Consider the following 25,125-nt stretch of genomic DNA (forward strand, 5'->3'; position numbering starts at 1 on the left):
AATCTTCGGCATCGGGGATTGCACTCACCCGCCGACCCTACCCCCACCGTCGACACCGCCGTCATCCCCGACCGTCCTGCGGCCCGTGCACGATCCGCTTCACGGCCGCCAGCCGTCTGGCCAGCTGTTCTTCGAAGCCGTTGCCGGTGGGACGGTAGTACTCGGAGCCGGCCAGTTCCCCGGGCAGGTACTGCTGGGCGACGACGGCGTGCGGGTAGTCATGCGGGTAGCGGTAGCCGGCGCCGTGGCCGAGGCGCTCGGCGCCGGCGTAGTGGGCGTCGCGCAAGTGGGCGGGCACTTGCCCGCCCCGGCCCGCCCGTACATCCGCCATGGCCTCGCCGATGCCGACGGTCACCGCATTGGACTTCGGCGCGGTGGCTACCGCCAGGGCCGCCTGGGCGAGCACCAGTTGTGCCTCGGGCATGCCGATCAGGGCCACCGCCTGCTGCGCGGCCACGGCGGTGGCCAGCACGCTCGGGTCCGCCAGTCCGACGTCCTCTGCGGCGTGGATGGTGATGCGCCGGGCGATATAGCGCGGGTCCTCCCCGGCGACCAGCATGCGGGCCAGGTAGTGCAGGGTGGCGTCCGGATCCGATCCGCGCATGGACTTGATGAAGGCGCTGATCACGTCGTAGTGCTGGTCTCCCTGCCGGTCATAGCGCACGGCGGCCACATCGGCGGCGCGCTCGACATCGGCCAGGGTGATCTCCTGCGGGGCCTCGGCGGCGCCCGAGCCGGTCCCGGGGGCGTCCGCGAGGACGGCGCCGGCGGCCGCCTCCAGGACGGTCAGCGCCTTGCGCGCGTCCGATCCGGCCATGCGCACGATCTGCTCGTGGGCGTCTGCGGCCAGCGCGACCGTACCCGCCAGGCCACGGGAATCGGTAAGGGCGCGCTCGATGAGGGTGCGCACGGCGTCGGCTCCCAGCGGGTGCAGCGTCAGCAGCAGGGAACGGGACAGCAGCGGGGAGACCACCGAGAAGCTCGGGTTCTCGGTGGTGGCGGCCATGAGCGTGACCCACCGGTTCTCGACGCTGGGCAGCAGGGCGTCCTGCTGGGAGCGGGAGAACCGGTGCACCTCATCGATGAACAGGACCGTCTCCTCTCCCGCGGCCAGACGCCTCCGGGCAGCGGATACGACCTGGCGGATGTCCTTCACTCCGGCGGTGACGGCGGACAGTTCGACGAAGCGTCGGCCGGAGCCGCGGGCGACGAGATAGGCGAGGGTGGTTTTGCCGGTGCCGGGCGGCCCCCACAGCACCACGCTGGACACGCCCGCACCGGTGGCCTGCGGGGAGGCCGGCTCAACGAGCCGCCGCAAGGGCGAGCCGGGCGCGAGCAGATGGTCCTGGCCGACCACCTCGTCCAGGGTGCGTGGCCGCATCCGCACCGCCAGTGGCGCACGGGCGTCGGCGGGCAGGCCGACGTCGTCGGTGCCCGCGCTCTCAAACAGGTCGGTGCCCTGATTCATGCATACGATTCAACACCCGATCCGGTGCGGACCCGAGCGGCGGCCCGCTTGTGAACGGTGGGTCTGCCAAACTAGGCCCCATGCTTGCCTGGCTCTCCCGCCGCGTCGTCAAGGACGCCTGGATCGTTGTCGGCACTTGGGCACTTGTCGCCCTGGTGTGTCTCGTCGCCTCCGTGACGGGACTGGGCGGCAGCAACCTGTTCGAGCGGGCGGTGGCGGGAAGCCAGTCGATCAGCGGCACGCAGAGCGCCGCGGGCGAGCAGATCCTGGCCACACTGTCCGGGGATGCCGAGACGGTCTCGCTGCTGGTCACCGACATCGACATCTCCGAGCCCGACACGCAGCAGGCGGTCGCCGACGCCCTGGAGGACGCGCATGCGGATCTGCGCGCGCTGGTGGGCGAGCAGAACGTCATCGACCCCTTCGTGGTCCCCGGGATGCTCTCCGAGCCGGCCGCCCAGATGCTGGCGTCCGCGGATCTGGACGGCTTTCTCATGGTGGTCACCGTCGACCCGAACGGTGATGCAGTCGCCGCCGCCGAGGATGACGCATACGCACGGGAAGTGGCACAGCTGGTCGCCCGAGTTGAGGCGCGGCTCGCCCAGGTGCCGGACGAGTTGGGCGGAGTCGAGCCCTCCGTGCGCGGGATCGTCTCCGACGACACGCTCATGGTCAACGCCGTCAACGACCAGGTCAGAGCCGACCTGTTCAAGGGCGAACTGATCTCCCTGCCGCTGGCGCTGCTCATCATGGTGCTGGTGTTCGGCGGCTTCCTCGCCGCCGGCATGCCGCTGTTCGGTGCGCTTGTGTCGATCGCCGGGACCATGGGGGTGCTGTACGCCCTGAGCTTCAGCATGGACCTGCAGTCCTTCGTGATCAACATCGTGACGGTGATCAGCCTGGGCTTGTCTATCGACTACGGACTGCTGATCACCTCCCGGTACCGGGAGGAGCTGGCTCGCTCTCGCGACGCGGAGGACACCGCAACCGGTGGGCGCCGGCGTCGGCGCCGCACCGGAAGGCGGGATCCGCTCATCACGGCCTGCGTGACGACGACCCTGACGACCGCCGGCCGCACGGTGCTGTTCTCGGCGCTGACGGTGGCGGCCTGCATGTTCGGCCTGGCGCTGGTGGGGACGTCGATTCTGCGCTCCATCGGCGTCGCCTGCCTGGCATCGTGCCTGATCGCGGTCACCGCCGCACTCACGCTGGTGCCGGCCCTGCTGGTGCTGCTGGGGCGACGCATGCTGCGGCCGCCGCTGCTGCAGCGCATCCCGGTCGTCGGTGCCGTGCAGCGTCGCCTGGGAGACGTCACCAGCGACAAGGGCCTGTTCCGGTGGATCGCCCGCCAGGTTCAGCGCATGGCCTGGGTGGTGCTGGTGGCGTGCGTGGTGGCGCTGGTGGTGCTGGCGTCCCCGGCGCGCAACCTGCACCTGCTCACCTCAACCACCGAGCTGCTTCCGACCGACTCCGATCAGCGCACCTATCTGACCGTCTTGGAGGAGAACTACTCGGCCGTCACCCAGCAGGATGCCACCCTGATCATCGCCGCCACCGGTGACCGGGTCACCGACTTCATCAATGCGGACGTGGCCGCCGTGGACGGCATCGCGGAAGTGCTGCGGGTGGCTACCGCGGGCGACTACACGGTGGTCTACCTCGATCTGGCCGCGGAGCCGTCCTCCCGCGGGGCCGAGGAAGCCGTCGCCTCGATTCGGGCACTGGCCGCTCCTGCCGACATGTGGGTGACTGGGCAGGCCGCGGATCAGCTCGACTTCCGGCAGGCGATACTCGCCGCCCTGCCGTGGGTGGGCGGATTCATCGTGCTGGTGACCTTCGTCCTGCTGTTCCTGATGACCGGCTCCCTGCTGGTGCCGTTGAAGGCGCTGGTCATCAACCTGCTGTCGCTGGCGGCGTCCCTGGGCGTACTCGCCTGGGTCTTCCAGGAGGGGCACCTGACCGGCGTGCTCGGCTTCACCCCCATCGGCGGAGTGGAGGCCTATGTGGTGGTGACGGCCATCGGCGTCGGCTTCGGCCTGGCCATGGACTACGAGGTGTTCCTGCTGGGCCGCGTCAAGGAGTACTGGGACGCCGGAGCGGACAACGACACGGCGGTGGCCAAGGGCCTGCAGCGCTCGGGGCGCATCGTCACCTTCGCCGCCCTGATCATGGTGGTCGTGTTCCTGGGATTCGTCAGCGGCGAGTTGCTGATCGTCAAGGAGATCGGGCTGGCGCTGGCGATCGTCGTCGCCCTGGACGCCACGCTCGTGCGAATGCTGCTCGTGCCGGCCACCATGACCCTGCTGGGTCGGTGGAACTGGTGGGCGCCGGAGTCGCTCAAGCGCGTCTACGACCGCTACGGGCTGGCGGACGCTCCCGCCCGCCGGCCCGCGCCGTCGGTGCCCGCCACGGAGGCCGGACAACCGTGACCCGCATCCGCCAGGCGTGGCCGCGGCCCCCCGGCCCGGCTACAGCAGGCTGATGTCCCCGGCGCCCTCGCGGGCAACCTCCGGCACGTCGTCGGTCAGGTCGATGACCGTGGTCGGCTCGGTCGAGGTCACCGGCCCCTCGATGACCACGTCGATCAGGTGGCCGAGCTCCTCCTCGATCTCCCAGCCGTTGGACTCCGGCGTGGTCCACCCGGGGCGGATGAGGGTGGAGGACAGGATGGGGGCGCCGAACTCCTTCACCAGCGCCTGGGCGATGGCGTGGTCGGGAATGCGCACACCCAGGGTGTGCTTCTTGGGGTTCAGCGTCATCCGCGGCACCTCCTTGGTGCCCTTGAGGATGAAGGTCCACGGCCCGGGCGTGAGCCGCTTGATCAGCCGGAAGGCGTTGTTGCCGACGATCGCAAGCGGGCCGACCTGGGCGAAGTTGGCGCACACGAAGGTGAAGTTGTGCTTGGAGTCCAGCTGGCGGATGGTGCGGATGCGCTCCAGCCCCTCCTTGTTGCCGGGCGCGCAGGCGAGCGCGTAGCCGGAGTCGGTCGGATAGGCGATGAGCTCACCGTTCCGGAGTCTGTCGACGATCTTGGTGACCAGTCGTGCTTGGGGGTTGACGGGGTGCAGCTCGATATAGCGGGACATGGGGCATATTGTTGCATCGATCACCCCGCCTTGTCGTGCGCCACACTGCATGTGCGGATCCGTGACGGCGCGCTCAACCTCCCCCGCGCCGGTAGGCACTCGGTGTTGTGCCGGTCTCATCGCGGAAGCGTCGGTTGAAGTTGGCGAGGTTGGTATAGCCGCTCAGCAAGCACACCCGGGCCACCGGCAGGTCTGTGGTGCGCAGCAGGTGACAGGCTCTGGCAATGCGGCGTCGGCGCACAAGGCCGGAGAAGGTCAGCCCGGCAGTGGTGTGGAAGAACCGTGAGAATGCCGACGGGCTCAAGGCCACGAGGTCGGCGACCCTGGCCGAACAGGATGAAGCCCCGCCTCGCCCGGGATACCAGCTCCCCGACCGCGGCCCCATCAGTGTGACCTGTCCCGCCGCGAAGTCAATGGCGCGATCACCGGCGAGCATCTGTCCGGAGCCGGAGCGGATCAGGTGAAACTCGATCTCGGGATGGTGATGCCGGCGGGCGAGCGGGTCGGGGTATCCGTGCGTCCACCACCGCACGGACGAGCCCACGTCGGGGACGATGACCTCGAGCCGACATCCGCCGTCGCCGGAGCCACTGCTGCATTTGCTCCGGCTGCGCGGGGGTGGATGGCGGCCTTGGTGGCCGCATGCATGCCAACGGCGAGCGGTTCCAGCAGTGCACCTTCCCCATAAGAGGCGTTCTCGGGCAGGTGGTATGTGAAGGCTGCCGGGTGGACAACCTCCTCCACCAGGCAACCGTCCACCGGCGGGATGGCCCGGAAGGAGACCTCGGGGTCGACGTTGTACATACCCATGCGGGAGGCGCGCGAACTCATGTCCGGCACGCCGGAGGCCCAGCCGGCCAGGGCGGCCATGAGGCCGTAAGCGGTGATGACGGCGCACGCCTGAGTGGCGGCGAAGCCGAGTGAGACCAGGTACTTGGATAAGAAGGTCGGCTCGAAGCCATCGCCGGTGATGAAAATGGCGATGGCGATGAGTCCTGGGAGCAGGATCCTCGGGGGTGCGAATCGCATGCGTTCACTCCGTCGTGTTGTCGTCCGCGGCTCGTTCCGCGGTTGCCGCCTAAAGCCTCGCGCCGACGCACACGAGAGTCTTCCGGTGTCGATGCCGCGCACCGGTACTTATTTGATAGTCCGACCGGTCGGCGTCGTCCTGATCTCCCCCTGGGAGCACGAGCAGTAGCGGGCCAGCGGTACGTTTCGCGACCTTAGGTGACAGTGCACGACCTTGGGGTACAGATCACGACCACCCCGGAGTCGTGGAACGTACCCCAAGGTCGTGAATTGCACGGGCGAGACGAACAGGCATCTCCACAGGCATAAGGCCGGTAGCATCGGCCGCAGCCGCTCAGGTCGAGGAGGACTCCGAAATCCCGGTGCGAGCCTGGATACTTGAGCGTCTTGAGGCCGAGCACGCCGCCTGACCGGCGCGGGTCGGCGACACCTCGGCAGCCGCATGAGGGGGTGCTCAGCTTGTCAGGCTCAGAACCAGACTCAGATGCGCCGCGCGACGCTTGCGGCGCTCGACAGCACTGGTGGAGGCGGGCGCTGACCTGGCCGTGGCGGCAGCGGATGCCCATCCTGGCGCACCTGGTCGGGATCACGGCGACACTGCTGACACCTGTTGTCTTCCTGTGGCTCGGCCTGAGTCTGCCGACCACTGCTTTCGATCCCGACGACGCCGATTACCGGTGCGCCTACATACTGGAACAGCCGGCGGTCGCCGTCCAGGCCCACGAGTCGTGGTTCTTCTCCTCCTGCGACATCGTCACCTCCGACGACGCCGTGCTGGCGCGGGTGCCCATGAGCCCGCTCTGGTGGCCGTGGGCGGCTGGGGGCCTCGTCGTGGCGTGCGCGAGCGCCGCCGCCCTGGCATTGGCGGCACTCGGTCTACGGCACGGCGGGCGCCGGAGGCCCGCACGCGCACTGTTGGCAGTTGCCCTGGTGATCGTGCTCGTCACCCCGCGCGCAGCCGGCTTCCTGTCTGATCACGCCGAATCGCCCGACGCCGCCGCCCTGGCCCAGGCCCGGCAAATGGCCATTCCGGAGCTGGTCGGAAACGGCGCCGTCATGCCCATTACCACCTCGGTGGAGGAGTGCGACCCCGCGCAGCTCAGCTACTGGCACATCTGGAACGCAGCCTCGCTCGGCGGGCACCGGGAAGCGGCGATTGCCGTGCAGAACGACTCCAGGGCAGCCTGCACGGTATCCGGCTGGCCCGACATCGTCGTGCTCGATGAGCAGGACCAGACCCTTGAGGTACCCGTACTGCACGTGGACGGCCAAAAGGCGAACTCACCCAGTGCCCAGGACCCGCCCGCGGTAGAGATCGGTCCGCGCGTACGGGCGGTCGCCACCCTGAGGTGGGACAACGACCAGACACGCCCCGCTGGCACCCACCTGGCGGTGACGACCGTACTCGGCCGCGAGCCGGTCGTGAAGGACCCCGACCCCAGGTATGAGGAATGGGGCGCCGCCGAGGACCTGTCGATCCCCGAGGGCGGCCTCGTTCTGATCTCCCCCTGGGAGCACGAGTAGACACAGGTGCGCAGGCCGGTGTGCGTTGTACGACCGCAGTGACACTCCACGACCTTGGGGTACAGATCACGACCACCCGGGGGTCGTGGAACGTACCCCAAGGTCGTGCTTTGCACGATGGGCACTGCACCGGTTGGTCCCGGCGCCGGTAGCATCGGCCGCAGTCGCTCAGGTCGAGGAGGACCATGATGCCCAGGACCAGTCCGCCTGCCTCGAGCGGGCAGGTGCTGATCACCGCCCGCGATCTTGCGGTCGGTTACGGCGGTAATGCCGTATGCGGCCCGGCCAGCTTCACGCTGCGTTCCGGCCAGGCGCTCGCGCTGGTCGGCGTGAACGGTGCCGGCAAGTCCACACTGCTGCGCACCTGCGTCGGCCTGCTCCCGCTCGTGGAAGGGGAGGTGACGCTGCTGGGGCGGGTTCCCGACTCACGCTCGAGCCGACAGCGCCGGGCGGTGGCCCGCGACATGGGCGAGGAGTCCTTCTTCCCCACTCTCACCGTGGCCGAGCACCTGGCACTGGTCTGCTACGGCCACGGCGTGCCCGATGCGGAGCGAACCACCGGCGACCTGCTGGAGGAGTTCAACCTGGCTCAGCTGGCCAATGCCCTCCCCGATGAACTGTCGTCGGGGCAGCGGCGGCGCCTCGCCCTGGCCGCGGTGCTGGCCCGACCGCGTCGTGTTCTGGTCATGGACGAGCCCGAGCAGCGCCTGGACCACGTGACCCGCCGCGCCCTCGCCCACCGGGTTGCGGCCGAGCGGAAGGCCGGGGTGGGAGTCCTGATGGCCTGCCACGACGCCGACTTCGTGCGCACCGCCGCTACGGGCGTGCTGCTGGTGGGCGCCGCCACCCGCCTGCTGAGCGTCGCCGACGGGGTGCGCGCCATGACCGAGGGCGAGCTGTGAGCGCCCGCGGCCGCTGCTCCCCCGCCCTCCCCACGGGGTGGGATCTGCGCCGCTGGGTGCGCGTACGCACCGTCCGCACGCGCAGCCCCTGGGCGCTGGTCGGAGACATCTATGACGCCGGGCTGGCCATCGTCGTACTGGGCGCCATGGTCGTGCCTTACCTAGGCCGGCTGGGAACCGGTTCCGTACCGGAGGGAGGCGGGCAAGGACTGTCGGGTGTGGACCCGGCCTGGGCCGCGCTGCTGCTGGCGCTGGTCTCGGTGGTTCTGATCCTGGAACCGCTGCGGCGGTTGGGGCCGCTGTTCCTGCGTCCCTACGAGGCGGCCTGGTGGCTGGACCTGCCCGGTGACCGCCGCGGGCTGCTCGAACCCGTGGCGTGGGTGGAGGCGGCCGTGGCACTGACCGTTGGCAGCGCCACCGGGCTGCTGCTGGCGGTGGTCGCGGCCAGCACGCCGACGACGGCGGCCGGGATGGTCCTGTTCGGAGCCGGCTGCGGCGGGATCCTGCTTCTGCTGCTGCTTCGTGCGCAGCTGGCGGGCACCGACGGCCGCGGCGCCAGGACCGCGCTGCTGGGGGCGGCCACCGCCGCCCTGGCGGCCGACGTCGTGCGGTTGCCCTTCCCGCGTCGCGAGGGCGGCCTTCTGCTCGCGGTCATCGGTCTGCTCATGTGCCTGGTGGCCGCGCTGTGGTGGCGACGGCTGCGGCCCCGACTGGTTGATCTGCCTGATGCGCACCTGCTGGAGGTAGCCGCCCGCAGCCGAGGGGCGCAGGTCTCCGTACTGTCGCTGGACACCCGTGCCCTCGGCCGTCTGCTGTCCGCTCCGGCGCGCCGCCCCGCCGCCTCCTCCCACCTGCCGCTGGCCCGGCTGGCCGGTCGGCTGCCGCGGGCCCTGCGCCCGGTGTTCTGCGTAGCCCAGGCCGACTGGCTGTTGCTGTGCCGCCAGCCACGGCGGGGACTGCAACTGCTGGTGGGCTTGGTCATCGCGGTATTCCCTCTGTTGTCCGACGGCGTCGGTGCGGTCAGTGCCGTCGCTTTTCACCTGGTCGGCGGCTGGGTCGCGGTCCTGGCCGTCGCCGAGCCCGCTCGGCGCGCCTGGTTCGACGGCGGGGCCGACGCGTCCTGGCCCGCCGGTCCCCTGCTGGTCAGGTGCGGGCACCTGCTCATGCCGACGGCGGTCATGACCGCCTGGGCGCTGTCGGCGGTGACTGTCGAACTGTGCGCGAGGCCCTCGGCGCCCACGTCCGGCGAGGTGTTGGCGGCGCTGGGTCTGGCGGCATTGGCGGGCTGCGGCTGGGCGGGCGCGGCACTGCGATCGGGATTCCGCCCGACACCGGACTTCTCGCTGGGTCTGGTGGCCTCCCCGGTCGGCTCGGTGCCGCCGGGAGTGGTGGAAATGCTGGTCAGCGGTCCCGACGCCGCCGCCCTGGCCGGCCTGCCGACCGCCCTGCTGGCCCTGGGCACGCCGCCTACGGCGCAACTGCTGGGCGTTCAGCTGGCGGCCAGTGGCGTCGTCGTCGCCTGGGGACTGCTAACGGGCCGTCGGATGCGGTGGTGACCTGTCACTCGCAACGCAGACGCGGGCGGGGCCGTTGTGGCCCCGCCCGCGTGTCGGTCCCGCGCGGTCACCCGCGGTTCAGGCCGTCATCCCTCCTTGTCGGGGACGGCGTCGACACCGGCCTCCTTGCGCTGCTCGGGGGTGATCGGTGCGGGTGCGTCCGTCAGCGGGTCGTAGCCGCCCCCGGACTTGGGGAAGGCGATGACGTCGCGGATGGAGTCGGCGTGGGTGAGCAGGGAGACGATGCGGTCCCAGCCGAAGGCAATGCCGCCGTGCGGCGGGGCACCGAACTTGAAGGCGTCCAGCAGGAAGCCGAACTTCTCCTGGGCCTCCTCGGGGCCGATGCCCATCACCTTGAAGACGCGCTCCTGCACGTCACGGCGGTGGATACGGATGGAGCCGCCGCCGATCTCGTTGCCGTTGCACACGATGTCGTAGGCATAGGCCAGTGCGGAGCCGGGGTCGGTGTCGAAGGTGTCCAGGCACTCCGGCTTGGGCGAGGTGAAGGCGTGGTGGACCGCGGTCCAGGCGGATTTGCCCAGCGCGACGTCACCCTCCGCCTTGGCCTCGGCCGACGGCTTGAACAGGGGCGCGTCCACCACCCAGACGAAGGACCAGGTGTCTTCGTCGATGAGTCCGCAGCGCTTGCCGATCTCCAAACGGGCGGCGCCCAGCAGGGCACGGGAGGCGTCCACACCTCCGGCAGCGAAGAAGATGCAGTCGCCCGGCTGCGCGCCGGCGGCCTGCGCCAGGCCGGCCCGCTCGGCGTCGGTGATGTTCTTGGCAACCGGACCGCCCAGGGTGCCGTCGTCGGCGACAGTGACATAGGCCAGGCCACGGGCGCCCCGCTGGCGGGCCCACTCCTGCCAGGCGTCGAAGGTGCGGCGGGACTGCGAGGCTCCACCGGGCATGACGACGGCGCCCACATAGGGGTTCTGGAAGACGCGGAAGGTGGTGTCCTTGAAGAAGTCGGTCAGGTCCACCAGCTCGCAGCCGAAGCGCAGGTCCGGCTTGTCGGTGCCGTAGCGCTCCATTGCGTCGCGATAGGTCATGCGCGGGATCGGGGTGGGCAGATCGTAGCCGATCAGGGCCCACACCTCCTTCAGCACATCCTCGGCCACCGCGATGACGTCCTCCTGGTCGACGAAGCTCATCTCGACGTCGAGCTGGGTGAACTCCGGCTGGCGGTCGGCGCGGAAGTCCTCGTCGCGGTAGCAGCGGGCGATCTGGTAGTAACGCTCCATGCCTGCGACCATGAGCAGCTGCTTGAACAGCTGGGGGCTCTGTGGCAGGGCGTACCAGGAGCCCGGAGCCAGACGCGCCGGAACCAGGAAGTCCCGGGCGCCCTCGGGGGTGGACCGCGTCAGGGTGGGCGTCTCGATCTCTACGAAGTCGTGTGCGTCCAGCACCCGGCGGGCCGCCCGGGAGACCTTGGAGCGCAGGCGGATGGCGTGCTGCATGGGGGAACGGCGCAGGTCCAGGTAGCGGTACTTCAGCCGGGTCTCCTCACCCACCTGGCCGGAGTCCTCGGCGTGGTCGGAGACTTGGAAGGGCAGCGCGGCGGCCGGGTTGAGGATCTCGACGTCGGAGACGACGACCTCGATCTCCCCGGTGGGCAGGTTCGGGTTGGCGTTGCCCTCGGGGCGGGCGGACACCTCGCCGGTGACCTTCAGCACGTACTCGGCGCGCAGGTCGTGGGCGACCTCCTCGCGGATCACGACCTGGGCGATGCCGGAGGCGTCGCGCAGATCTATGAAGGCGACGCCGCCGTGGTCGCGGCGGCGGTCAACCCACCCGGCGAGAGTGACGACCTGGCCGATGTCGGCGGCGCGCAGGGTTCCTGCGTCGCGGGATCGCATCACGATGCTGTTTTCCTTCCGTTGGGGACGCTGAGCCGGCGCCCGGCGGGGCGCACCGCGAGACGGGCGGGCGCCGGCGGCGATACTACGCCCGGCCAAGCCCTCGCTTCAGCGCCGGGCCGCGTATTCGAGCTCGCGTTCGTAGGCGGTCAGGCGGCGGCGCTCGATCAGCACGATGACGGTCAGCACCAGCAGGACCGCCGCCAGCGCGAACAACACCGTGGTCACCACCGGCAGCGAGGCGGACGCCCAGTTGCTGCCGCCGGTGGCGGAGCCATCGGTATCTCCCCCGGCCGCGGCCGCCGGGCCGGCCGCCGCTGCGGTCTGCGTTGCCGTGGCCGTAACGGATGACACGGTGTCCCCGGCGGATTGCTGCGTCGGCAGATTGGTCCGCGACTCGCCGCCGATGATGGTGACGTCGGCGACGGTGAAGTATGGGCTCTTGTTGGTGTAATCGAGAGTCCGTACGGCGTTGGTCGGAATGTCCTCGCCCGCCGTCACCCGGAAGCGCAGCCAGTGGGGTCCTTTGGAGACGTATGCGGGCAGCTCAACAGCCCCGGAGTAGGTGCCGTCCTCACCGACGGTGAGTTCGCTTATCGCCCCCGACTCACCACCGGGCGCGAGGTCGCCGTCGTCGACCAGGATCTCGACGGTGGCACCCTCCGGGAAGCCCGAGAGCGTATAGGTGAGCGTGCCACCGACGGCAATAGTCGAGGGACTGACCGTGGAGGCGGTTCCCATGGTCGAGCCGCCCATGGCTGAATCAGCGCGCGCGCCCGCGGCAGGCACAAGCGCCAGCACCCCGGCGAGTACCACCACGAGCGCAAGTGGGCGGCCACGCAGCCGACGCACGCGCGACACGGCGATCCGCAGCCCTTGTAGCACGCCCCCTCCTCTCGTTACGCCGCCGTAACGAGCATACACGTTATCGACGAGTGATTCGCGTTCCAGTTCCGCGCAGCGTCGGAATCGCGAGCATGAAGAATGATGCGGCACCAAGCGCCAGCAGCAGGCCGGCAGACACGAGCTTCCAGCCGTCGGCACCCAGCGCGCCGTCACCGGTCAGGTCCTCGCCCACGGTCAGCGTGATGCCAGTGCCGTCGGAGCTCTGAACGCCTGCGGATTCGGCGATCTCCAGCTGGGCCCACCCCAGCAGCTCAGAGTCGCGGTTACCCACGGCGATCTTGTAGCTGCCCGGGTCGAGGGTGGAGATGTCCACGGAAACGGAATTGTTCGCATCGACCTGGACCCAGCCGGCGGTAGTCGCGCCCGGGAACACGAACACGGCCACCCAGTCGCCCTCGCTAACCTTGGCCGACGGAAATATCAGCGTGATGGTTGTGCCCTGCCGCGTGCCGGACAGTGAGCCCGCGTTGTCGGGCCCGAGCTCGCTGGCGTCCTGGACGGGCGACGCCGGGGCGCTGCTCGGGCGCGCATTGGCGTCGACATCCTCCGCCTCTGCCGGCGGCGCCGCCGACACGTCGCGCGAATCGGGCTGAGAGGCACTGGCGGTCCCCGCCCGCGCACTTGAGGACGTGGTCGTCTCCTGCACTATGAGCGGGTCGATGTCGATGCCTTCGTTGAGCACGTCAAAGTTGGCCTGAGCCGTGTTCGAGTCGGCATCCGCTGCCGCGGCGGAGGGAGCGGCCTCCGGCTGCTTCCCGGGCGCGGCGTCATCCGCCGTGGTGGTGGCCGAAGCCTCCGGTTGGGTCACTGCCTGCCCACTCGGCACCGCGCCTTCCGATGGCTGCGGCTGCACGGACGGCAGGTCGGAGGGCGCCGCAGAGGGCTCGGTGGTGGACTCTGCTGACGGCACGTCGGTGGGTCGGTCTGTCGCCGCGTCGGAGGGCTGCGTTGCGGGCGCCGTCGTGGCGTCGGTCGGTTGCGCGGTGGGCCGGTCCTCGCCGGCTCCCGCTATCCGCACCGACACGGCCCCGGCCGCACCGTCGCCAGGGGTGGCAGAGACGACGTACCCGGCTCCCAGTGACACCCCGGCGGCCTCGAAGGCCTCCGCGGAGACGGTGAAGTAGGTGCCGCAGAAGCGGGCGCGCACGGTCACCGGGCTGGTGCTGCCATTGGGGTCGGTCACCGCGAGCGCGACCTTGAAGCTGCCGGAGATATTGGTACTACGGTCGAAGGACCAGCCGACGCCGACCAAGACACCGTTGGTGTAACTCAGAGTTGCTCCCGCAGTGGCCTCCGGCAGCCGCACGTCCATGAGCAGCGTGTCGACGGTCACCCACTCGGCCGATGACGACTCCCGCCACTGCAAGGTGTATGTGGCGGTGTGGGCGTCCATGGCCTGCGTAAACGGCCACAGCGGCAGGGCGTAGTCGGAGCGGCCATGGGTGAAGGCCGGATAGATGGTAGCCGACTGCGCCGCCCCGGACTCGGCGACCAACCGCACCTGCACCGCCGTGCTGACCGTCCCCTTCGCACCCAGCGGCCGCCCCGCCTCGTCCTTCCAGCCGGAGAACATCAGCAGCGGCCGGTCTGTGCTGCTGGAGGAGACGTAGCTTGCGCCCGGGCTCCTCACTGCGACCGTCTTCTCGCTCCGCTCCTGTGCCGCCACCGCCGTGGGTGCAGCGCCCGGATCCTCTGTGGCGGCCGGTGCCGGCCCGGCGGCGTTTTCCTGGGGGTCGGCGATTGCCTCGTCCAGCGCCGATGCGGGCGCGGTCATGTCGACCGGAGCTGTCGTTTGCGCCCCCGCGGTCCGGGACGGGAGGGCGCCCGACGTATCGTCCGGGGGGCTCGCCGTGTACGGCGTCGCGGCTGCGGCGGGAACGGTCGCCGCCGCTTGCTCCGCGGCGTGCGCGGGAGCCGACGCCCACTGGTCGGCGACGGCCACGGCGCCCACTCCGGCGGAGGCGGTCAGGATGACTCCGAGCACAGTTGGCACGGCGAGCGCGGCTCGCAGTACTGGTCTGCGGGCTGTGCGAGCTGCCTTGGAGTGGCGCGGAAGATAGGTCATCGATACGGAACTCGTCTGTTGGCCTTGGTCTGTTCGGGAACCGTTGCGGCACAGGCACGGTCACGGTGACGATGGGAACAACCCGCATGCTCTCAAGCGACCTCGGGAACCTCGAACACAGGGCCTTCGGGGAGCTCGGGAGTCGATACGTGTGGGTCACCCCCAACGCGCTTCGATCGTATCTCCCAAATTGTCTGAACGACACTGAAATGCCGGGAGCGTGCGGCGTATCACCCACACGCGGCACGACCGGCGGCCGCCCGCCGCCCCGCCCCGACCGGTGATGTTCCCCGTGATGGCAAGGAATGCCCCAACCGCCGAGTCTTAACGGCGCACCTTCTTCTCGGATGTACCATTATCATCTCGAAGGTATCGGTTACATCTACGAAGGCCCGGGCCGCCGAGTCCGCGAGACCGGACTCACGTGTGAGCTTGTGCGGGAGGCGGCAATTCACGCCCACACACCCCTAAGCTGGGCGCCAGGAGTGATCCGTGCTGTGAGCCCCGTTCACGGCTCGTTCTGCCGCTTGACATGCGCAGCGCCGAGCGTGATCCCGTGAGTTGGTACGTGAAGCCCAGGAGTCCCCGTTGTCGACCTCGGCCGGGCGCCGGGCAAGTGTGGTGGGTGCGGCGCGGCAAGAGCGGAGACCATCCGGTTTCCCCCACACTCCGCGACCGGTTCCCCAAAGCGGAACCAGATACGGGAACAGACAATGACAGCCACCCCGACTGGGCCTACTGCGCCCTTCGGCACCCCCGACGACGCCCCTCTCGGCATTGACGACCTGTTCAGCGCCGAGATCGAGGGCGCCGCCCAGAACCCCTCCCGGGGCTCCGCCCCCGACGCCAACGGACCCGAGGCCGTTGCCGCGCCCCGCGACCTGGCCTTCGTCTCGCCGCCGTCCGCGGAGTCCTTCGACACCCCCGCCTCCTCCGACTCGCCCGAAGACCCCGAGGGCCTGGAGGACGAGGAGGAGGCCGACGACGTCGACCTGAACCTGCCCGAGTCCGATCCCGAGGAGCTCGAGGCCGCGGACGAGTCGGATGATGAGGGCGACGCAGACATCGCCGAGGACGACGTCGACGGACACGCTCCGTTCATCGATTCCGATGAGGACGACGATGACGGTGATGAGCCCGCCCAAGCGCCCGAGGACGTCACCTTCGACGACCTGGGCCTGCCCGCCGACCTGCTCAAGGCCGTCAAGGACATGGGCTTTACTACCCCCACGGCCATCCAGCGCGAGGCCATCCCCGTGCTGCTGGCCGGTCGCGACGTCGTCGGCATCGCCCAGACCGGCACTGGTAAGACGGCCGCCTTCGGCCTGCCGCTGCTGGACGCCGTCGACACCCGCGACGACGCCGTGCAGGCCCTGGTGCTGGCCCCCACCCGCGAACTCGCGCTCCAGAGCGCCGAGGCCATCACCGACATGGCCGCCCGCTCGCGTGGCCTGGACGTCGTCGCGGTTTATGGCGGCGCGCCCTACGGACCGCAGATCGGCGCCCTGAGGGACGGCGCCCAGGTAGTGGTCGGCACTCCCGGGCGCGTGATCGACCTGATCGAGAAGGGCGCTCTGTCGCTGGCGGAGGTGAAGTACTTCGTGCTCGACGAGGCCGACGAGATGCTGCGCATGGGCTTCGCCGAGGATGTCGAGACCATCGCCGCCTCACTGCCCCAGCAGCGCCGCACCGCCCTGTTCTCCGCCACCATGCCGCCCGCCATCCAGGCAGTTGCCCGCCAGCACCTGGACGACCCGGTACGCGTGGAGGTCGCCCGTCAGTCCTCCACCGTGGACACCGTCCACCAGACGTACGCCGTGGTGCCCTTCCGCCACAAGATCGGGGCCGCCGCCCGCGTGCTGGCAGTAACCGACGCCGAGGCCGCCCTGGTGTTCGTGCGCACCAAGTCCACGGCTGAAGACGTGGCCATTGAGCTGGCCGGCCGCGGCATCCAGGCCGCCGCCATCTCCGGCGACGTGCCCCAGCGGGAGCGCGAGCGCCTAGTGGAGCGCCTGCGCGCCGGCACGCTCGACGTGCTGGTGGCCACCGATGTCGCCGCTCGCGGCCTGGACGTCGACCGCATCGGACTGGTCGTCAACTTCGACGTCCCCCGCGAGGCGGAGGCCTACGTGCACCGCATTGGACGCACCGGCCGCGCCGGCCGCCACGGTGAGGCGGTCACCTTCCTGACCCCCAAGGAGAAGGGCAAGCTCCGCCAGATCGAGCGCCTGACCGGCACCCGCCTGGAGGAGATCACGCTGCCCTCCCCCGCGGACGTCTCCGAGCACCGGGCCGGCAAGCTGCTGGACCGCGCCGCCGCTCGGCGCGAGCGTGGTCGCTTGGACATGTACGCCCAGCTGGTGGCCGCCAAGAGCGAGGAGCTCGGGATCGGCGCCGACGAGCTCGCCGCCACCCTGCTGGCGCTCGCCGTCGGCGACGAAGGACCCCGCCGCCGTAGAGAGGAGGACCGCCCCCGGCGCGGAAACCGGGAGGAGCTCCTGGACGAAGATGGCTCCTTCGTATCCGCCTCCTTCGAGGGCGGCCGGGATGACCGGCGTGGACGCCGCACGGACCGTATCGATGGCAAGCCCGGCGCTAGCCGCGGTGGCCGTCGCTATCACGACGAGGGCTCCGGCACCGTCTACCGCATCGAGGTCGGCCACCGTGACCGCGTGCTGCCCGGCGCGATCGTCGGCGCGCTGGCGAACGAGGGCTCCATCTCCGGCTCCGACATCGGCAAGATCGATATCCTGCAGTCCTTCTCGCTGGTGGAGATCCACACGCCGCTGAGCGAGGAGCAGCTGGAGAGCATGCGCCACGCCACCTTCGCCGGTCGGGAACTGCGTATCCGCGTGGATGAGGGCCCGGGACACGGCTGGGACAATGGCCAGCGCGGAGGTCGGTCCGGTGGCGGATACCGGGGCGGACGGAATAACGACCGCGGTGCCGGACGTTATGACCGCGGTGGTTTCAAGCGTCGTTACGACCGCGACGACCGCCGCAGTGACAGGAATGACAGGAGCGGCCGCTGGGGCAATCGCGGCTGGGACGGCGGTCGCAAGGGCGGCTTCCGCGGTAACCGCGACGGGCGGTGACGCCCTAGCCAGGAGCCCGGCCGCGGACGAGAGGACCACAGCATGATCCCGGCCGTGTATCTGCTCGCCGTGGTGGTGTTCGGCTTCGCCGCCACCCTGCTGCGCCTACCTCCGCTGGTCGGGTTCCTGGCCGCAGGCTTCCTGCTGGGATCCTCGCCGCTGCCGAATCTGGAGTTCGTCGAGATCCTCGGCGACCTCGGGGTGGCGGTGCTGCTGTTCACCATCGGGCTCAAGCTCGACCTGCGGGTTCTGCGCCGCAAGGAGGTCGTCGGCACGGCCGCCATCGTGATCGCGGTGCTGACCCTCCTGGGGACGGCGCTCGTGGCCGCGCTGCTGGCTCTCGGCCTGGACCTCGGTGCCACCACGCCGGCAGGCGTCGCCGCCGTCGGCTTCGCCCTGTCCTTCTCCTCCACCGTGGTGGTCGTCAAGCTTCTGGAGGAGCGGGACGACTCCGGCTCCCTGTACGGGCGCATCGCCATCGGCGTACTGGTGCTCCAGGACATCGCCGCCGTCGCCTACATGACCGCCGCCTCCGGTCGCCTGCCCAGCCCCTGGGCGGCCGCCCTGGTGCTGCTGTGGCCGGCGTCCCGTTTGTTCGGGAAGGTGCTGGACCGCATTGACCATCGGGAAATGCGGGCCCTGTTCGGCATGTCGATGGCGCTGCTGCCCGGCTACCTGCTGTTCGACCTCGTCGGCGTCGACGGCGATCTGGGCGCCCTGATCATGGGCGCGCTGCTGGCCCCCCACCCTGCCGCCAAGGAGCTTTCCGGCGCCCTGTTCACCATCAAGGAGCTGCTGCTGGTGGGGTTCTTCCTCGCCATCGGGTTGGACGGCGTCCCCGGGACGGCCGCCTTCGCGCTCGCCGGCGCGCTGCTGCTCCTGCTGCCGGTGCGCTCGCTCATCTACACCCTGGTGGTGCGGGTGCTGGGGATGCGGCGGCGCACCTCGGTGCTCACCGGCCTGGCCCTGACCGCCTACAGCGAGTTCGCACTCATCGTGGTGAACACCGCCACCGACCACGGGCTGCTCGGCGCGCAGTGGCCCACGGCGGTCTCCCTGGCCCTGGCACTGTCCTTCGTCGTGTCCGCCATGGTCAACCACAAGCCGGCCGCCCTGGTGGAATGGATGTCGGGGCTGCTCCCCCACCGCCCGGCCGGCAGACTGCACCCCGACGAGCGCCCGCTGCGGCTCGAGGGCGTGTGCACCGTTGTGTTCGGCATGGGGCGGGCCGGGCGCTCCACATACACGCGGCTGTACGCCGACGGGCAGAAGGGCGTGCTCGGCATCGACAACGACGCCACCAAGGTGGAGGAGCTCGCGCGCCAGGGCTTCAACGTCCTGGAGGCGGACGCCACCGATCGCCAGTTCTGGGAGCGGCTGGAGGCCGTGCACGTAGCCACGGTGGTGCTGGCCATGTCCGAGCCGGGCGCCAACGTGCACGTACTGGAATGGCTGGGACGCCTCAATTTCGACGGCCGGGTCCTGGCCATCGCCCGCTACGACGACGAGGCCTCGGCCATGCGGGCCGCGGGCGTGGACGCCGTCATCAACCTCTATGAGGGCGCCGGCGAGGCGCTCGCCCGCGCGGCCGAGGCGCTTCCGTCCGCCGCCGGATCACCCGGCCGGGACGGTGCCACTCCCGCCTGATCCGTAACCGCGACGGGTCGGCGAGCACAGTCCGTCTACGAGAGTCGCGACCTCCTCGAAACGAGCGCTCTCCTGGTCCAGGGGGTCGGTCAGCGTCGTCCGTACCGCCTCCGCCACCCCCCGGTGCAGGCGCGCACGAACGCGTCTGCGGCGGCGGGCGGCCCCGGCACGCGCCAGGCTCGTGCCGACGACTCCCAGCGCCAGGCCGACCAACAGGCCGCCCAGGAGCAGGACGGTAGGCCAGGGGACGTGTCCCCAGCGCGGCGGATCCACCGGAAGCAGCAGGTAGCGGTCCATGACTCGAAGAAGCGCCAGCCAGCAGCCGCCGACGAGTGCCGCGCACGCCAGGAGCACTTGCAGGGCATTCGCGGCCCGCCACCAGCGCGGGCGGCGGGCCTGCTCCAGGTCCGTGCCTCCCACGGCGGCGTCCAGGCGGTCGTAGAGCTGCTCGGCCCGCGCACTCAGGCGGTCAAGGGCCTGCTCCTGCGCCACCGCGGGCAGGTGCCGGGTCCGCTGCGCCGTGTAGGCGTGTACGGCCGCGCGCAGTGCCGCGTCGGCGGCCGCGTCGGGCGCGGGCAGGGATGTGCGCGAGATCGGCGCCTCCCGGCTGGAGGACGGCGGCCTGCGCCTGCGGACGTCGGCCCCCAGGTGCAGGGCCCGCAGCGGGTCCTGGCGCAGGCGTGAGAGCCAGCGCAGGGGCAGCCAGCCGACGCGACGGGCGGCCTCCAGCCGCATGGAGGCGCCGACGGCGTCGGCGACGCGGTCCGTGCCCACGGCACGGCGGGCCGCCGCCTCAAGGGCCTCAACCCCTGCGGCCTCGGCGGGCCCCGGTGCGTCCGCGGGCTCCTGTCGGAGCACGTCGCGAGCCCGGGCGGCCAGCGTCCTCGCGTCGGCGGCAAGGCGCGCCTGGGTCACGTCCTCCAAGTCGGCGACCGCGCGGATGCGGGCGCGCAGCTCCTGCACGCCCTCGCCGGTACGAGCGCTCACCTCGACGACGTCCACGCCGTCCAGGCCCTCGGCGGCGAGCAGGGCGGTGAGGTCGCGCACGGCTTCTTCCCGCTCGGTCTCCGTCAGGCGGTCCACCTGGTTGAGCGCCACGACGGATACGGCGGCATGCTCGGCCATCGGTGCGATGAAGTCGTGGTGGATGACGGCGTCCGCGTACTTCTCCGGGTCCAGGACCCACACGAGGATGTCGACGAGGCCGGCGAGCCGCTCAGCGACGGCACGGTGCCCCCGGATAACGGAATCGATGTCGGGCAGATCCAGCAGGACGGTGCTCTCCCCCACCCCGACGGCGGCCGGCCCCCAGGCCGGGGTCTCCGGCAGGCGGACCCGCTCATGGACCCCGAGCCAGTCCAGGAGCCGCCCGACCGCGCCAGCCGTCTCAGGCGACGGTGAGGCGGGCAGGGCGGCCAGTGGGTGGGTGGTGGTCGGTCGGGTGACCGCGGCAGGCGACAGCTGAGCCCCGCAGATCGCGTTGAAGAGGCTCGACTTGCCTGATCCCGTCGCCCCTAGGAGCGCGACCACGTTGACGCCCGGGGCGATGAGCCGACGTTTCCCGGCGCGCTCAAGCAGGGCACGGGCGGGCTCGATGGCATCCACGGGCAGGAGGTCGTCGCCGATCTCCACCAGGCGGGCGAGCCTCGCGAGCGGGTCCTCGCCGACGGCACCCCCGCCTGCCGCGGCGCGCGGGCGGCTCCTCATCGCATCCCCTCTCCCATCAGCCGCTCGACGGCGGCGGCGACCTCGCCCAGATGCTCCGCGAGCTGCTCGGGCCCGGGGGACGGCTCCGGCAGCGCGCGGACGAAGACGGCCTCCTGCTCGGCGAGGAAGTCCGCCACCCGCTCATCGAGGGACAGGCGGGAGCGCCTGGCGAGGTCACGCATCGCCTGATCGCCGAACACCGCCTCGAGCAGGCGCTGCGCCACGACGGCGGTGCCGCCCGCAATCCCCACTTCCACGCCGGTGAGGCCGCCGGTGTGGGCGAAGACGACGACCATGAGCGCGACGCCGACCCCATTGATCCCCAACGACAGCAGCCGTGCGGTCAGGCGCTTGTCAGCTCCTTCGGCGCGGACCATGTTCAGGACGTCGCCCTGCCAGTCGCGCACGAGCTTCTCAGCGCGCCGGACACGCTCTGCGTGTGTGGGCAGCGCGGACAGGGCGGACGACAGCGGGTAGGCGGCCGAGCCGGCCCGTCTCCAGGCCCGCTCCGTCTCCAGGCGCGCACGCTGCGCCTCATTCACCAGCAGGATCGTCAGCGAGGACTCGATGGCCTCCTCCACGCGTTCGGCCGGAGCCGGGCGCCCCAGCACCGCTGCCGTGATCCGGTCGCGGAGGCGACTGACCCGCGCCTCGATCCCCCGCATGAGCTCACCCGTGCCGACGAGTTCCTGCCACCGGGCGAGCACCTCCCCGCGCAGCAACGAGCCGTTCTCCGTGGCGGCCGTGACCCGGTCGCGGGCCTCGGCGTGGACCGTGGTGGCAGTGCCGGCCAGGCGGTCGCATTCCTCCTGCTGGGCATGGACCGCCTCCAGGAGACCGTCCATGCCCTCCAGGGCGGAGCCGAGCGCTCCGGCGAGGGTGCGCCGGGCGACCTCCCGCCTGGCAGCGGTGTCCGCCGCCAGCGTTCCGAGCCAGTGCCGCAAAGGCGCGACGTGCTCGTCCGGCAGGAGGCCGCCGGGTTCGAGCGCCGTCTCCGGTATGACGAAGACAGGCGAGGAGGACAGGCCGGCGCCGTCGAGGCGCCGTCGCAGATCCTCGGTGACCGCCTCACCGGCCCCCGCGGGGACGCGGTCCAGCACGACGGCGGTGACGACGTCACGCTCCGCGGCCGCGCGCAGGTGCTCCCAGGCGACGGCGTCGGCATAGCGGGAGGCCGTGGTGACGAAGACCCACAGGTCGGCGGCGGCCAGCAGGGTGGCGGCAAGCTCCCGATTCTCGTCAACGACGGAGTCGACGTCCGGCGCGTCCAGGACGGCGAGCCCCTGCGGGAGGGCGGAGCAGGACCGGACCTCGACCTCGCGGGCCGTGCGCGCGCCCGCGGGAGTCGGTGGCGCCTCCTCGGCCACGCGCACGTGTGCCAGCGAGCCGAGCACCCGGTCACCGTCGAACCAGGCACCATCGCCGGTGGCGTGCAGCAGCACGGGGCGGCGCGTCGTCGGTCGAACAGCGGAGGAGATGGCCACGCGGCGGCGCACGAGTGAGGACACCAGGGCCGACTTGCCCGCCCCGGTCGAGCCGCCGACGACGGCGAGCAGCGGCGCGTCCATGGCGCTCAGGCGGGGCAGGACGTAGTCGCCGAGCTGGTCGTGCACGAGCCGGGCCGTGCTGGCGGCGGCGTCCGCCCCCGCCAGCGTGTACGGCAGGCCGAGGTCGGCAAGGTCGCCCTGAAGGCGGCGCAGGGCGGCCGCGGCACCGCGAGTGCCGCCGGTGCCGGATGAAGGCGCCGGCTCAGTCCCCGTGTCGGCGCGCATGTCTCAGTCCCGTTCACCCGCCTGGATGCCCGCCTCGCCGGCAGGGTGCAGACGCGGGGCCAGGTCGGCCTCGTCGCTGGGGATCCAGGTGGCGGCGTCGGAGCGGACCTGCTCGCCGGAGCGGATGTCCTTGACCGAGTCCGGCTCCCCGTCGGCGCCCGGGAACCAGACGTACGGGATGCCGCGCCTGTCCGCGAAGCGGATCTGCTTGCCGTACTTGGCGGCCGTCGGCGACACGTCCGCGGCGATGCCACGGGAGCGCAGCGCGTCGGCGATGGAGTCGGATGCGCCGCGGTGTGCCTCGTCGGTGACCGCGACCAAGACGGCGGTGGGGACAGCGCGCGTCACCTCCAGCATGCCGGAGCCGATCACCCGGGCCAGCAGGCGGGACAGCCCGATGGAGATGCCCACGCCCGGGAAGGTCCGCTTGCCGTCGGAGGCCAGGGAGTCGTACCGCCCGCCGGAGCACACCGATCCGAGGTCCTCGTGACCGGCCATGAAGGACTCGTAGACGGTGCCCGTGTAGTAGTCCAGGCCGCGTGCGATCTTCAGGTCGGCGACGATGGCGCCGGGGCGGCGTCGACCCGCCGAGCGCAGCAGCTCGGACAGCTCGTCCAGGCCCTGCAGCAGCAGCTCGGTGGGGGCGGCGCCTGACAGCGCAGCCAGGACGTCGGCGCGCACCTGCTCGGGATCGGCGCCGGAGATCTCGGCGAGGCGCAGTGCCGCCTCGGCCTGCGCGGGGGTGACGCCGACGACGTCGACCAGCTCGGTGGCGACCCGGCCCGCACCGATCTTGTCGAGCTTGTCGACCACGCGCAGCACCTCGGGCAGCTGTTCCTCGCGGATTCCGAGTGCCTGGTAGAAGCCCTGCGCGACCTTGCGGTTGGACACGTGGATGGTGACGGCGGGAATCGGCAGCGCGGATAGGGCCTCGTGCATGACCAGCGGCATCTCGACGTCGTGGTACAGAGGCAGGGCGCCATCCCCGACGACGTCGATGTCCGCCTGGATGAACTCGCGGAAGCGGCCCTCCTGCGGGCGCTCGCCGCGCCAGACCTTCTGGATCTGGTAGCGCTTGAACGGGAAGTGCAGGGTGCCGGCGTTGTCCAGCACGTAGCGGGCGAAGGGCACCGTCAGGTCGAAGTGGAGCCCGAGCTGCCTGGCGGGGTCGGTGGTCTCTTCCCCGGGGTCTGCCTGCAGGCGGGAGAGCAGGTAGACCTCCTTGCTGGTCTCGCCCTTGCGGGTCAGCTCCGACAGCGGCTCCACGGCGCGGGTCTCGATCCCGCAGAACCCGTGCAACTCGAAGGTGCGGCGCAGCGTGTCGATGAAGTGCTCCTCGACGATGCGGGCCGCGGGGAGCCACTCGGGGAAACCGGATAGGGACGATTGCGCCTGTCGGACCTGTACTGCCATGGGCGGCATTGTGTCATGCCGTCTCACCGTGCATTGACTCACAGCGGCGCGTGGAATGGCCGTGCCCGCCCCGACCGGCGCTCACGCGCCGGTCTCGCCGTGTTGTGCGCCGTGCCCGCCCCGACCGGCGCTCACGCGCCGGTCTCGCCGCCACGCGCCTTGGCCTCGGCCAGGTAGGGGTTGGCCCGGTGCTCGTGCGCCATGGTCGTGGCCGCGCCGTGGCCGGGCAGCAGCACTGTGGCGGGATCGACGGCGGTGGCCAGCAGCCGCAGCGTCGCCCACATCTGGTACTGGTCCCCGCCGGGCAGATCCGTGCGGCCCACGCTGCCCTTGAAGATGACGTCCCCGTCCAGCGCCAGCAGGTAGTCCCGCTCCGGGATGTCGGTCGGATCGTCGAGTACCTCGGCTTCGAACAGGAGCTGGTTGTCACCCAGCTGGGCGTTGAGGAAGAACAGGGTGGATCCCTCGGAGTGGCCGGGCGCGGGCACCGCCTGCAGCGCCACCCCGGGAACCAGCTCAACGGTGCGGCCAAAACCGTCCTGTGGGAAAGGGCGCGCATCCGCCGGTCGCAGCCACGGGGTGCCGGCCAGATCGGCGAAGGTCATGCCGTCCACGGTGATTCCGGTGGTGATGGCCGGGTCCTCAAGCCGGTAGAGATCCGGCCGGGGAATGTAGACCGGGACGCTCGTCCCGGCACTCGCGCCGTCCGCGCCGGAGGCTACGCGGCCCTCGGTGACCGCGGCGTCGATCAGCCGCTGCGCGTCCCAAACGTGGTCGGCGTGACCGTGAGTCAGCAGGATGGCGCCGAGGGTCAGATCATGGGAGCGCAGCAGGGCCATGGCGCCGCGGGCGGCGCCGGCGCCCGGATCCACCACCAGGGCGCAGGCGCCCGGCTCAGCGGCCAGGACGTAACAGTTGGCTCCGAAGACGGGGGCGAGAGTGCGCTCTATGAGCATGACGGCATGCTAATGGAAGCCAGTTCGCCGCCGTGTCCGCTACTGGATGATTCGCAGCCGACCGGGCAGGTACCGCCAGGCCCCGCCGACGGGTAGGCTCAGCCTCGACCGCCGTCTTCCGGCGGCATGTCGTCGTCCGG

General features: G+C 70.9%; 17 protein-coding genes. 6 read left to right on the forward strand and 11 right to left on the reverse strand.

Features of this window, described 5'->3' with window-relative positions; genetic code table 11:
* Positions 1-61: 61 nt before the first annotated feature.
* Complete coding sequence (locus BLR49_RS06420) at positions 62-1,468, reverse strand: replication-associated recombination protein A (RefSeq protein ID WP_092535217.1); 1,407 nt, start codon at positions 1,466-1,468, stop codon at positions 62-64.
* 80 nt (positions 1,469-1,548) lie between these two features.
* On the opposite strand from BLR49_RS06420, the gene BLR49_RS06425 reads away from it, so the two are divergent.
* The gene (locus BLR49_RS06425; protein ID WP_092535220.1) at positions 1,549-3,897 is read left to right on the forward strand and encodes an MMPL family transporter; all 2,349 of its coding nucleotides are present in this window, start codon (positions 1,549-1,551) and stop codon (positions 3,895-3,897) included.
* 39 nt (positions 3,898-3,936) lie between these two features.
* On the opposite strand, the gene BLR49_RS06430 is transcribed toward BLR49_RS06425, so the two are convergent.
* The 3 genes from BLR49_RS06430 to BLR49_RS13410 all read right to left on the reverse strand — a co-directional run bounded on the left by BLR49_RS06430 (position 3,937) and on the right by BLR49_RS13410 (position 5,583).
* Positions 3,937-4,554, reverse strand: a complete 618-nt coding sequence (locus BLR49_RS06430; protein ID WP_092535223.1) for an L-threonylcarbamoyladenylate synthase — start codon at positions 4,552-4,554, stop codon at positions 3,937-3,939.
* Positions 4,555-4,627: 73 nt separating this feature from the next.
* Positions 4,628-4,864, reverse strand: coding sequence for a helix-turn-helix domain-containing protein (locus BLR49_RS13640; RefSeq protein WP_245690516.1), 237 nt, complete (start codon positions 4,862-4,864; stop codon positions 4,628-4,630).
* A 146-nt stretch (positions 4,865-5,010) separates the two neighbouring features.
* Positions 5,011-5,583 carry an MDR/zinc-dependent alcohol dehydrogenase-like family protein gene (locus BLR49_RS13410; protein ID WP_218121321.1) on the reverse strand — a complete coding sequence of 191 codons (573 nt, stop codon included), beginning with the start codon at positions 5,581-5,583 and terminating at the stop codon, positions 5,011-5,013.
* Positions 5,584-6,141: 558 nt separating this feature from the next.
* Between BLR49_RS13410 and BLR49_RS06445 the strand changes: the two genes are divergently transcribed.
* The 3 genes from BLR49_RS06445 to BLR49_RS06455 all read left to right on the forward strand — a co-directional run bounded on the left by BLR49_RS06445 (position 6,142) and on the right by BLR49_RS06455 (position 9,565).
* On the forward strand, positions 6,142-7,107 hold the full coding sequence (locus tag BLR49_RS06445) for a DUF4232 domain-containing protein (protein ID WP_092535226.1): 966 nt from the start codon (positions 6,142-6,144) through the stop codon (positions 7,105-7,107).
* Positions 7,108-7,292: 185 nt separating this feature from the next.
* On the forward strand, positions 7,293-8,009 hold the full coding sequence (locus tag BLR49_RS06450; RefSeq protein ID WP_092535229.1) for an ABC transporter ATP-binding protein: 717 nt from the start codon (positions 7,293-7,295) through the stop codon (positions 8,007-8,009).
* Entirely contained in the window at positions 8,006-9,565 is a 1,560-nt protein-coding gene (locus BLR49_RS06455; protein WP_092535232.1) for a DUF6297 family protein, read from the forward strand. The genes BLR49_RS06450 and BLR49_RS06455 overlap by 4 nt, the downstream gene beginning before the upstream one ends.
* Positions 9,566-9,651: 86 nt before the next feature.
* Here BLR49_RS06455 and aspS read toward each other — a convergent pair whose 3' ends face one another.
* From aspS to BLR49_RS13645, 3 genes are all read right to left on the reverse strand, one after another.
* Positions 9,652-11,427 carry an aspartate--tRNA ligase gene (aspS, locus tag BLR49_RS06460; RefSeq protein ID WP_092535235.1) on the reverse strand — a complete coding sequence of 592 codons (1,776 nt, stop codon included), beginning with the start codon at positions 11,425-11,427 and terminating at the stop codon, positions 9,652-9,654.
* Between the two features lie 105 nt (positions 11,428-11,532).
* Positions 11,533-12,309 carry a hypothetical protein gene (locus BLR49_RS06465; protein WP_143013718.1) on the reverse strand — a complete coding sequence of 259 codons (777 nt, stop codon included), beginning with the start codon at positions 12,307-12,309 and terminating at the stop codon, positions 11,533-11,535.
* A 40-nt stretch (positions 12,310-12,349) separates the two neighbouring features.
* Positions 12,350-14,323: a hypothetical protein gene (locus tag BLR49_RS13645; protein ID WP_245690518.1), complete on the reverse strand. Its 1,974-nt coding sequence runs from the start codon at positions 14,321-14,323 to the stop codon at positions 12,350-12,352.
* A gap of 785 nt (positions 14,324-15,108) precedes the next feature.
* Here BLR49_RS13645 and BLR49_RS06475 point away from each other — a divergent pair.
* Positions 15,109-17,490, forward strand: coding sequence for a DEAD/DEAH box helicase (locus BLR49_RS06475; protein ID WP_092535241.1), 2,382 nt, complete (start codon positions 15,109-15,111; stop codon positions 17,488-17,490).
* Between the two features lie 42 nt (positions 17,491-17,532).
* Entirely contained in the window at positions 17,533-19,137 is a 1,605-nt protein-coding gene (locus tag BLR49_RS06480; RefSeq protein WP_092535244.1) for a cation:proton antiporter family protein, read from the forward strand.
* On the opposite strand, the gene BLR49_RS06485 is transcribed toward BLR49_RS06480, so the two are convergent.
* From BLR49_RS06485 to BLR49_RS06500, 4 genes are all read right to left on the reverse strand, one after another.
* Entirely contained in the window at positions 19,105-20,844 is a 1,740-nt protein-coding gene (locus tag BLR49_RS06485; protein WP_092535247.1) for a GTPase, read from the reverse strand. The two genes, BLR49_RS06480 and BLR49_RS06485, sit on opposite strands and share 33 nt — an antisense overlap.
* Positions 20,841-22,616, reverse strand: a complete 1,776-nt coding sequence (locus BLR49_RS06490; RefSeq protein ID WP_092535250.1) for a dynamin family protein — start codon at positions 22,614-22,616, stop codon at positions 20,841-20,843. The genes BLR49_RS06485 and BLR49_RS06490 overlap by 4 nt, the downstream gene beginning before the upstream one ends.
* Positions 22,617-22,619: 3 nt before the next feature.
* A complete protein-coding gene (gene hisS, locus BLR49_RS06495; RefSeq protein ID WP_092535253.1) occupies positions 22,620-24,038 on the reverse strand; it encodes a histidine--tRNA ligase in 1,419 nt (472 codons plus the stop codon).
* Positions 24,039-24,160: 122 nt separating this feature from the next.
* Positions 24,161-24,985 (reverse strand): MBL fold metallo-hydrolase, encoded by an 825-nt coding sequence (locus BLR49_RS06500; protein ID WP_092535256.1) that lies wholly within the window; start codon positions 24,983-24,985, stop codon positions 24,161-24,163.
* Positions 24,986-25,125 lie beyond the last annotated feature (140 nt).

It is taken from the genome of Actinomyces ruminicola, from assembly GCF_900103885.1.
Classification (GTDB): Bacteria; Actinomycetota; Actinomycetes; order Actinomycetales; family Actinomycetaceae; genus Actinomyces; species Actinomyces ruminicola.